This window comes from Roseinatronobacter ekhonensis (assembly GCF_900499075.1).
GTDB classification, from domain to species: Bacteria; Pseudomonadota; Alphaproteobacteria; order Rhodobacterales; family Rhodobacteraceae; genus Roseinatronobacter; species Roseinatronobacter ekhonensis.
The window spans coordinates 1-9,380 of sequence record NZ_UIHC01000074.1; the positions used below are offsets into that span (position 1 = coordinate 1).

At 62.7% G+C, this 9,380-nt stretch carries 12 protein-coding genes and 2 pseudogenes; 6 read left to right on the top strand and 8 right to left on the bottom strand.

Annotated features, from left to right (window positions below; translation table 11 throughout):
• Positions 1-22: 22 nt before the first annotated feature.
• Both ROE7235_RS17740 and ROE7235_RS17745 read left to right on the top strand, forming a co-directional pair.
• Positions 23-2,008, top strand: a complete 1,986-nt coding sequence (locus tag ROE7235_RS17740) for a DNA methyltransferase (protein WP_281272874.1) — start codon at positions 23-25, stop codon at positions 2,006-2,008.
• A gap of 4 nt (positions 2,009-2,012) precedes the next feature.
• Positions 2,013-2,591 (top strand): annotated as a pseudogene (locus ROE7235_RS17745) (restriction endonuclease); the annotation flags it as partial.
• A gap of 53 nt (positions 2,592-2,644) precedes the next feature.
• Here the strand turns inward: ROE7235_RS17745 and ROE7235_RS17750 are convergent.
• The 7 genes and pseudogenes from ROE7235_RS17750 to ROE7235_RS17775 all read right to left on the bottom strand — a co-directional run bounded on the left by ROE7235_RS17750 (position 2,645) and on the right by ROE7235_RS17775 (position 6,175).
• Positions 2,645-3,349, bottom strand: coding sequence for an IS6 family transposase (locus tag ROE7235_RS17750; RefSeq protein ID WP_121096994.1), 705 nt, complete (start codon positions 3,347-3,349; stop codon positions 2,645-2,647).
• Between the two features lie 292 nt (positions 3,350-3,641).
• The gene (locus ROE7235_RS21150; RefSeq protein WP_498365949.1) at positions 3,642-3,812 is read right to left on the bottom strand and encodes a hypothetical protein; all 171 of its coding nucleotides are present in this window, start codon (positions 3,810-3,812) and stop codon (positions 3,642-3,644) included.
• Positions 3,813-3,898: 86 nt separating this feature from the next.
• A complete protein-coding gene (locus ROE7235_RS17755) occupies positions 3,899-4,210 on the bottom strand; it encodes an addiction module antidote protein (RefSeq protein ID WP_050664243.1) in 312 nt (103 codons plus the stop codon).
• Positions 4,200-4,502, bottom strand: coding sequence for a type II toxin-antitoxin system RelE/ParE family toxin (locus ROE7235_RS17760; protein WP_050664244.1), 303 nt, complete (start codon positions 4,500-4,502; stop codon positions 4,200-4,202). The genes ROE7235_RS17755 and ROE7235_RS17760 overlap by 11 nt, the downstream gene beginning before the upstream one ends.
• A gap of 108 nt (positions 4,503-4,610) precedes the next feature.
• Positions 4,611-5,123: a transcription termination/antitermination protein NusG gene (gene nusG / locus ROE7235_RS17765; RefSeq protein ID WP_050664245.1), complete on the bottom strand. Its 513-nt coding sequence runs from the start codon at positions 5,121-5,123 to the stop codon at positions 4,611-4,613.
• 315 nt (positions 5,124-5,438) lie between these two features.
• Positions 5,439-5,753: pseudogene (locus ROE7235_RS17770) on the bottom strand (acyl-CoA transferase); the annotation flags it as partial.
• Entirely contained in the window at positions 5,750-6,175 is a 426-nt protein-coding gene (locus ROE7235_RS17775; protein ID WP_050664246.1) for a MerR family transcriptional regulator, read from the bottom strand. The gene ROE7235_RS17775 and the pseudogene ROE7235_RS17770, both read right to left, overlap by 4 nt.
• A 76-nt stretch (positions 6,176-6,251) precedes the next feature.
• On the opposite strand from ROE7235_RS17775, the gene ROE7235_RS17780 reads away from it, so the two are divergent.
• The 4 genes from ROE7235_RS17780 to merA are packed head-to-tail and all read left to right on the top strand — an operon-like array spanning position 6,252 to position 8,632.
• Positions 6,252-6,641 (top strand): mercuric transporter MerT family protein, encoded by a 390-nt coding sequence (locus ROE7235_RS17780; protein ID WP_050664247.1) that lies wholly within the window; start codon positions 6,252-6,254, stop codon positions 6,639-6,641.
• A gap of 18 nt (positions 6,642-6,659) precedes the next feature.
• On the top strand, positions 6,660-6,965 hold the full coding sequence (locus ROE7235_RS17785; RefSeq protein ID WP_050664248.1) for a heavy-metal-associated domain-containing protein: 306 nt from the start codon (positions 6,660-6,662) through the stop codon (positions 6,963-6,965).
• A gap of 4 nt (positions 6,966-6,969) precedes the next feature.
• Positions 6,970-7,203 carry a mercury resistance system transport protein MerF gene (gene merF, locus ROE7235_RS17790; protein ID WP_121096992.1) on the top strand — a complete coding sequence of 78 codons (234 nt, stop codon included), beginning with the start codon at positions 6,970-6,972 and terminating at the stop codon, positions 7,201-7,203.
• On the top strand, positions 7,196-8,632 hold the full coding sequence (merA, locus tag ROE7235_RS17795; protein ID WP_050664250.1) for a mercury(II) reductase: 1,437 nt from the start codon (positions 7,196-7,198) through the stop codon (positions 8,630-8,632). The genes merF and merA overlap by 8 nt, the downstream gene beginning before the upstream one ends.
• Positions 8,633-8,682: 50 nt before the next feature.
• Here merA and ROE7235_RS17800 read toward each other — a convergent pair whose 3' ends face one another.
• Entirely contained in the window at positions 8,683-9,315 is a 633-nt protein-coding gene (locus ROE7235_RS17800) for a DUF6441 family protein (protein ID WP_050664251.1), read from the bottom strand.
• Positions 9,316-9,380: the final 65 nt, after the last annotated feature.

Sequence of the window (9,380 nt, forward strand, 5' to 3'; positions counted from 1 at the left end):
TGCACTTCAGCGACCCCTGACCATGACCGACGGGCGCGACCAGGGCGCTGCGGATGGCGTCATTTGCGAATTCAAGCGGCTGAAAGCACTACGCGCCAGCAAAAGCGGTCAAAAATCGAGGTGCCCTTGGGTCGATATCGAGCTTCCGACTGGGGAGAGGCGCAAAAAGTCGACTGCAGAGCGCAAGGGCCAAGAAGTACCGCCCGAAGGGTTTAAGGTCTACTCAGAAGTTTCATTGTATCCGCCGTCCTATTCAGCAAAAGACGTTTACCCATTTGATTTTAGAGGAAAGACATTCGAGCCAAAAACAGGGTCATCGTGGATTACAAACGAAAAAGCGCTTTCCCGCCTTCGCAGTGCAAATCGGATCGGCGTTCAAGGGGACAAAAACCTTCGCTATTGCTACTTCCTTGCAGATTACCCATTGCGGAAAATCTCGACCGCATGGACCGATACGGTCGGTGCGCGCGAAGGGACATATGTGGTGAATACCTCTGAAGCAGTCATCGAGCGCTGCCTTCTAATGACCACCGATCCCGGTGATCTTGTCCTCGATCCGACCTGTGGTTCAGGCACCACAGCTTTTGCTGCCGAAAAATGGGGGCGGCGCTGGATCACCTGCGACACCTCGCGCGTGGCGATCACGCTGGCCAAACAGCGGCTGATGACCGCCTCTTTCGACTATTACGCCCTGCGCTATCCGCATGAGGGGCTGGGCGGCGGCTTTGACTATGAAACCGTGCCGCATATCACGCTGAAAAGCATTGCCAACAACCCCGATATCGACACGATCTATGACGAGGATCACCCCAAGATCACGGCGGCGCTGACCACGCTCAACACCGCCCTGACCGCCACCCCGCCAAAGCCCCTCAAACCCAGCATGGGCGTGCGCAAGGGCAAGCCGGTGGACTTGGCCAAGGGCGCGACGCTGTTTGAGTGGGAGGTGCCGTTCGACCTGCCCGACGATTGGCCTGCCACGGCCCAGCAACCGTTCAAAGCGTTCCACACCGCCCGGCAGGCGATGCAGCGCCGCATGGACCAGTCCATCAGCGACCACGCCGAACAGGAAACGCTGTATGACAAGCCCCGCATCGACCGCAAGCGCCTGCGCATCACCGGCCCATTCAGCGTCGAGGCCGTGCCTGCGCCCACCGTCCTGTCGCTCGACGAAAGTGTGCCGCCGCAAGAGGCGGATGAAACCGTTGCCCGATCCGGCGAGACCTCGCGCCAATCGCTGTGGCGCGACGAGTTGCTGAAAACCGGCGTGCGCGGCAAGGGCGGCGCGATGCTGCGGTTTGCCGAGTTCGAAACCCTGCCGGGGCTGAAACACATCCATGCCAGCGGATCATTGGCCGACACCGGCGAGCGCATCGTCGTCAGCTTTGGCCCCCAACACGCCAGCCTGGAACAGCGCCAGGTCGAACTTGCCCTGACCGAGGCCGAAACCTTACGCCCTTCGCCCAAATTCATCCTGTTCTGCGCCTTCACCTTCGATCCTGAGGCCGCGAAGGACATCGACGAGGTGAACTGGCCCGGCGTGACCCTGCTCAAGGCGCAGATGAACACCGACCTGCTGACCGAGGATCTGAAGAAGAAGCGCGCCTCGAACCAGTCGTTCTGGCTGATGGGCCAACCGGATGTGGACCTGCGCAAACGCAAGGACGGGATGTGGGAGGTCGAGGTCAACGGTTTTGACTATTTCGATCCCAAGGCGGGCGACTTGGTGTCGGGTGGCAAGAACCAGATCGCCATGTGGTCGCTGGATGTGGATTACGACCAGCGGTCCCTGATGCCGCATCAGGTGTTCTTTCCCATGGCCGACGCCAAGGGCGGCTGGAACCGGCTGCGCAAGACGATCCGCGCGGAATTGGACGAGGACCTGCTGGAGCAGTTCCACGGCACCGTGTCGCTGCCGTTCGAGGCCGGAGACAACAAGCGGGTTGCGGTGAAGATCGTCGATGATCGCGGGATCGAGTCCCTCAAGATCATGCCGCTGGAGGGGTAGGCCCATGTCCCTCATCATCAATACGCCCTTCGTCTGCCCCGCCCAGCATTGGATCGAGGCCAAGGGCGGCAAGCTGGAGATCAAGCCAGAGCGGCGACCGGCGAGCTACGAGGTGTTCGACGCGCGCAACAACACCAAGCGGACCGAGGTGCTGGGTCTGGTGAACACGATCCGCACCCGCGTCGATGCCTGGCGCGAGGCGGGCTGGCCCGGCGTGACCATCGTGACGCGCAAGCTGCTGGAGCATTGGCATGACCGCGATGCTCGGCAGTACCCGTTCTATTTCTGCCAGCTGGAGGCGATCGAAACGCTGATTTGGTGGGTCGAAGGGGCCGAAGCGTTCAAGCAGGGTATCGCGATCCCCGGCGATGGCGGAACGTGGGAGCGCCTGTGCAACAAGATGGCCACGGGCGCGGGCAAGACCACGGTGATGGCGATGATCATCACTTGGCAGGTGCTGAACGCGCTGACCTATCCGAAGCGGAACAAGGATTTCAGCCGCGCCGTGTTCATCGTGGCGCCGGGGTTGACCGTGAAGGAACGGCTTCAGGTGCTGCTGCCAAGCGAGGGCAGCTACTACGATGGTGCTGCCAGACGAATTCGAACTCGTCTCCATTTGGACAGAGACGCTGACGCTTATGCTGTGCAGAGACCGCGCCACTCGGCGAGGGCGGCGGCGCGGTTTCGCTTGAAATTCTGTCTGCTCGAGAGGCTGCGTTCCTGATTGAAGAGGTTGTAAACTGAGGCGTGGACTGAGGCGAACTTCTGCAAACTTCGCATCCGCCTGAAGCGCAGCATGGCTCTCTCACGTCGTCGAAACGGCAGGTGCGAATTCTCCGCCCTGTTGTTCAGCCAGCGACTGGTTTCCTGGCGGTCGGCCGCGCCGATCTCTTTCAGCGCCGCGCCGTAGGAGCGTAGCTTATCTGTGACGATAACCTCTGGTCGACCGTGCTTACGCATTGCTTTCTTGAGGAATTTCAATGCGGCCTTCTTGTCGCGCGACTTTGTTACAAAGCTTTCCAAGACCTCGCCCTCGTGATCCACGGCGCGCCAAAGGTAATGTCTCTCGCCGTTGATCTTCACGAACACCTCATCCAGATGCCAGCGCCAGCGGCTGGATTTCATTCCAGCGATGCGGTGCTTTTTGATCTCGGCAGCGAACATCGGACCGAACCGGTGCCACCAATACCGCACTGCCTCATGGGTGACATCGATGCCACGTTCGTGGAGCAGATCTTCGACGTTGCGGAGCGACAGCGGGAACCGGACGTACAGCATCACCGCCAAGCGGATGATTTCCCGGCTGGTTTTGAAGTACTTGAAAGGGTCTCGTTTTTCCATCCGGGCAGGGTAGGGGGTGTACACTCCACCCGCAAGCTGAGTTCCTTTGACAAGACCCGCCAGGAACAGCTCCCGCCGCGTCTGCTTCTTCTTCATCGCATCACGAAGACCGGGGAAGGCTGGCTGCTTTGGCATCGGACAGGCTCCTTGGAGGGTTCCCCAAGTCTACCAGATCACGCCGAAAGGAGGAGGTTTTTCAGACGTTCCTTAAGATTAAGTATCCGCTTTGACCCAGTGGCTTAGCGATGGTAATAAAATGGCACAAAGACAGGGATGTCCGACTAGCCGTTTTTCACGGTATCATCCCTTCACCCTTCGGCGACATATCCTTCCTCGCCGCCTTCAGGTGCAGCGCTACGTTCTCAGCGGTGAACTTGTAGCCCTTCCCGTCCGGCACGCGCGTGGCGGAAACAGGATACTTGGCCTTATGCGAAGCAATGCCCGCGACGCGAACACAATTCACCGTCTGAACGCCTGACTGGTGTTCCTTCCGACAGCAAGTGGGGCTGGCGGCGTGCCGTTCACACTCATCGCGTCACGGGACTTATCTCACGCCGCCGTGTTATGCGGCTTGACACTATCAGGCTGCGCAATCAGCTTTATGTTGAGCGAGGCCAATACCTTGAGCACGGTACCGAACTCAGGGTTCCCGTTGGCGCTCAGCGCACGATAGAGGCTCTCGCGGCTAACACCTGCATCTTCAGCGACGCGCTTCATCCCTTTAGCTCGCGCAACAACACCGATCGCATCAGCGATGAATGCGGGATCTTGCGTTTCAAGCGCATCCGATAGGTAGCCGGCGATCATTTCATCGTTGTCGAGATACTCAGCCGGATCGAAATCGTTGATTTCATGTTTCATTTCCAAGTTCCTTCCAGATGCGCTGCGCCTTCGTGATGTCTCGCTGTTGGCTTTTCTTGTCACCTCCGCACAGCAGAAAGATGATCTCATCCCCTTGCTGGCGAAAATAGACGCGGTAGCCTTTTCCCTCATGGATGCGCACCTCACTCACGCCATGACCTACAGGTTCAACATCGCCAAAATGCCCGAACTTCAGTCGCTGCAACCGACTGGTGATTTTTTGCTTCGCCCGCTGGTCACGCAAATTGCGCAGCCAGGAAGAAAAGATGTCTGTTTGCCTGATTACGAACATAACTCCATGTAGCCTCTGAGCTACACATTTTCAAGAGCCTTGTCACACGTTGGCCCCTTGGAACTCAAGATTGATTTCACTGCAGATAAAAACCTGTCAGAGGCAGCGTCAAACCGCTCGCAGCTGGTCTGCCCCAACCGCAACACGGGTCTGCCCGCCCATGATCTCCATCAACACCCAGACGCGCCGATCGGGAGCGATCCTCTCCACCTCGGCCACGAAGTTGGCGAACGGCCCTGTGTTTAATGCGACCTGATCGCCGGACTTAAGTAGCTTGGGCGGCAGCACTTTGCCATCAGCGTCGCAGCGCAGCATGATCTGGGACACGAGATCAAGAGGCACTGGTGCTGGTTCTTTGCCAAAGCTCACCAGTCGCGTGATGCCGTAGGTCGAGTTGACGCAGCGCCAAAGGCCGCGCGTCACATCAAGGGCCACGAAGATGTAGCCCGGGAATAGCGGCCGCATCGCGCTGATGAACTTGCCGTTGCGCTGGCGCGTTTCCTCTTCGAGGGGCAGGAACGTCTTGAAGCCCTGCCGCGCGAGGTTCTTATCCGCGATCGTGGCGCAGTTCGGCTTCAGCTGCGCTAAAAACCATGTTGTGCCAGGATCGTGAACCGTCATCTTGCGCCCTCTTGAAACTTTGCACCCATATATCGCTCAAAGTCGAACAAAGACAAGCGAATAAGCGGAACAAAGCGCCACACTCGGGTGGGCATCATGTCAACAGAGTAACGATCAAGCCATTGATAGAATACAACTATCCAGAAGTATCGACTTGATACCAACCCTTACCCACGCAAACGTCCGGCTGGAAAGAATTGGACTGTGGAGGCTGAGTTGGGCGAAAATAGTGAGATTACCGAGCTTCGGGCGGCGCTATATGTGCGCACGGCGACAGAGCATCCGCAATATTCGACCGACACCCAGTCAGAAAAGCTCCACGACTACCCAGTCACAGAGCCCGCTCAGCGTGCGGTCGGCGGCGAGCGCCGTGCCAATGCTGGCGGTCAGCGTGTCGAAGGCGGCATCACGGTCGGCGCCCTGAACCACCGCCTCGATCTCGGCGCGGTGCTGGTAGTGATAACGCAGCGGCGAAAACGTCACCTCCGGCTCCCCCGGCTCGCCGTCGCGCAGGATCAGTAATCCATCGGCCGGGACGCGCTCGGGCAGCACCTCGCTGCGCAAAGCGGTGGCGGGAAGCGCCGAGAGCCGCGCGTTCAGCGCGGCGAGGATGGTTTCGCGAGGTGTCATGGGTCGGCCGGGTTGGAAATCGCGTCGAGCACCGGACAGTCGGGGACTTCGGCGCCCGAACACCTGGATGCGGTTGCAGCGAGGACGGTTTCGATACGCCGGAGATCCGCGATCCTCGCGCGGACATCGGCAAGGTGGCGCTCCGTCCGCTCCTTGACCTCTGCGCAGGTCGGCGCGGCGCCGTCTTCGAGCCCCATCAGTCCGCGGATGTCCTCCATCGAGAACCCGAGTTCGCGGGCGCGCAGGATGAAGCGCAGACGTGTGGCGTGCGCGGTGGAATAGATGCGGTAGCCGGCGTCGGTCCGGGGCGGGTCGGGCAAAAGGCCGGTCTTCTCGTAATAGCGGATCGTCTCGATGTTGCAGCCGGTCGCCCGGGCCAGGTCGCCGCGTGTGAAACCGCTCTCGCGCTCGTGATCGGTCATGGGCAAGTTTCCTCTTGAGCCTGTAGTTGCTACAGACCCTACACCTCTCCTAAATCACAGACGAGAGGTGCGCGACATGGCGCTGACGGACGACCGAACGGACAGCACGGGCGCGGATCGCCCCGCCCGAAAGGGCTGGCTTGCGGCAGGCGGTGTGCTGGGCGCCTTTCTCGCCTCGGCCTGCTGCATCGGGCCGCTGGTGCTTTTGACCCTCGGCATCTCGGGCGCCTGGATCGGCAACCTGACGGCGCTGGAGCCTTACAAGCCGATCTTCGCCGTGATCGCGCTCGGCTTCGTCGGGGCGGGATTCCGGCAGGTCTATTTCCGCAAGCCGACCGTCTGCGAACCCGGTTCCTACTGCGCAAGGCCAGCATCGGCGCGCATCACCAAGACCGCACTCTGGGCCTCGCTGATCCTCGTTGTCGCAGCACTCACCATCGACTGGTGGGCCCCGCTTCTCTACTGATCCCGGAAGGACACCCTCATGAAGAAGTTCCTTGCCCTTGCACTGTTCGGCCTGACAGCCGTCGCCCCGATGACCGCCACTTCTGCGGTCGCGCAGTCCGTCGCCGCGGAGCAGACTATCACGTTCGCGGTCGACAACATGACCTGCGCGCTCTGCCCGATCACTGTGAAGCGTGCGATGGAGGGCGTCGCGGGCGTGCGCACTGTCGAGATCGACTTCGAGGCACGCACCGCCACGGTGATCTACGACTCCGCCGCGACCAGTGCCGACGCCATCGCGGCGGCCTCGGCCAATGCGGGCTACCCGGCGCGGGTCGCGGGCTGACGGGATGACCGAGCAGACCGACCGCAAGCTGATCGCGACAGGGATCGTCGGCACCGTCATCGTGGCGCTCTGCTGCTTCACGCCGATCCTGGTCGTGCTTCTCGGCGCCGTGGGACTGTCGGCCTGGCTGGGCTGGCTCGACTATGTGCTGCTGCCCGCACTCGCCTTTTTCGTCGTGCTGACGGTGTATGCCGTCTGGCGGCGGCAGCGGCGCCAGACCACTCGAACGGATGGATGACTTGATGAAAGACGATTGCTGCACGCCCAAGGGTGACTATGACCTCGCCGTCATCGGTGCGGGCTCGGCCGGCTTCTCGGCCGCGATCACGGCCGTCGAGGGCGGCAAGCGCGTCGCGCTGATCGGCCACGGCACGATCGGCGGGACCTGCGTGAACGTGGGCTGCGTGCCCTCCAAGACGATGATCCGCGCGGCCGAGGCCATGCATGGCGCGAAGGCCGCGCGCCGTTTCCCCGGACTGTCGGGCGACTCGCAGGTGACCGACTGGGCGGCCCTGATCGGCGCAAAGGACGACCTTGTCGCAAGCCTGCGACAGAAGAAATATGCCGAGCTGCTGCCCGAGTACGACGGTGTCACCTATGTCGACGAGGGGCCGGCGCGGCTCGTGGATGGCGGCGTCGAGGTCGGCGGGCGCAGGATCGCCGCGCCAAGGGTGATCGTCGCAACCGGCGGGCGGCCCGCAGTGCCCGACATCCCCGGCATTGCGGATGTGCCGACGCTCGACAGCACCTCGCTGATGGAACTGGAGCGGCTGCCCGAGAGCCTGATCTTCCTCGGCGGCGGCTATATCGGCGTGGAACTGGCGCAGATGATGGCGCGGATGGGCGTCCGCGTGACCATCGTCTGCCGGTCGCGCCTGCTGCCGCGCACCGAGCCGGAGGTGTCCGAGGCGCTCACGGAGGTCTTGCGGGAAGAGGGTCTGACGATCCTCGACGGCGTTCGCTACGAGGCTGCACGAGAGGTGGATGACGGCGCGCTCCTGTCGGTCACGCGGAACGGGACCGTCCGCGAACTGACGGCCGACCATCTCGTCCTGACCACGGGACGCGCGCCCAACACCGAGGGGCTGGGCCTGGCCGAAATGGGCGTCGAGACCGACGCGCGCGGCACGATCAGGGTCGGCGACGACATGGCCACGACACGCCCCGGCATCTATGCGGCAGGCGACGTCGCGGACCGCGACCAGTTCGTCTACATGGCGGCCTACGGCGCAAAGCTCGCGGCCCGCAACGCCGTGCTGGACGGCGCCGAGCGCTACGACAACGCGGCGATGCCGTGGGTGGTATTCACCGATCCGCAGGTCGCGGGCGTTGGCCTGACCGAGGCGGACGCGCGCGACGCCGGCCATGACGTGAAGACAAGCGTGCTTGACCTCGACAACGTGCCCCGCGCGCTCGCCGCCCGCGACACGCGGGGGCGGATCAAGCTGGTCGCAGATGCGCAGACGGACCGCCTGCTGGGCGGCGTGATCATGGCGCCGGAAGGGGCCGACAGCGTTCAGACGCTGGCCATGGCGCTGAAGTTCGGCATGACGACGAAGGCGCTCGGCGAGACGATCTTTCCCTATCTGACCACAGTCGAGGGCCTGAAGCTCGCCGCTCAGACCTTCGACATGGATGTCGCGAAGCTGTCTTGCTGTGCTGGTTGAGCCGATCCAACAGCCTCGAAACTTCTGCGGCGTTTGGCGATCCGACATGATCAAAGCCGCCCCTCCACCCAGTTCGCCACGATCAACCCGGGCACGCTGTCACGCGCGCGCTCGGCGTCCCGGTCGAGATCGAGCCGCTTCGGCAGCTTGACCTGCGGGACCAGCAAGAAGATCGGCGCGGTGACCTGGTTGCGCCCCGTCTTGGCGCGTGAGGCCACCGCGGTGCCCCGCGTGTTGATCCGGGCCCGATCCGCGACGAGCAGGCTCGGGCCGCGGCGGCGATAGACGAACCGCAGGCGCAGACCGCGGCGGCGTTCCCATTCGTCGGGGGTGATCTTTCCGCCGCGCAATCCGCGGCCGGCGGCGGGCGTCGGGATCGCGAGCCAGAACCCGGCCTTCGAGCGGATCAACGGGCCGGTGTCGTGGGCGCCGACGATGGCGGGCGCCTTCGACCAGACCAGCGCCGCCGCGCCGATGCTGGTGGTGCCCTTGGGCCAGGTCTCCGCGCGGATGCTCTTGGCGAGCCGCTGACCCAGCCCCGCGCCGATGATCTGGCGGCGCCAGTCGGCCTTGAGCTGCCCGCCGGCCTCACGCATGGCCGTGGTCACCGCCCGCTCGCCGGCCTTGATCTCGGCGGCCATCAACGAAGCGAGGTCGGGCGTGACGTCGAGTTTCAGCTTCATGTCGGCCTCAGATCCACGGTCCAGACGAGCCGCTCGCGGTCGCGGACCGGCTCGCCCTGGATCAG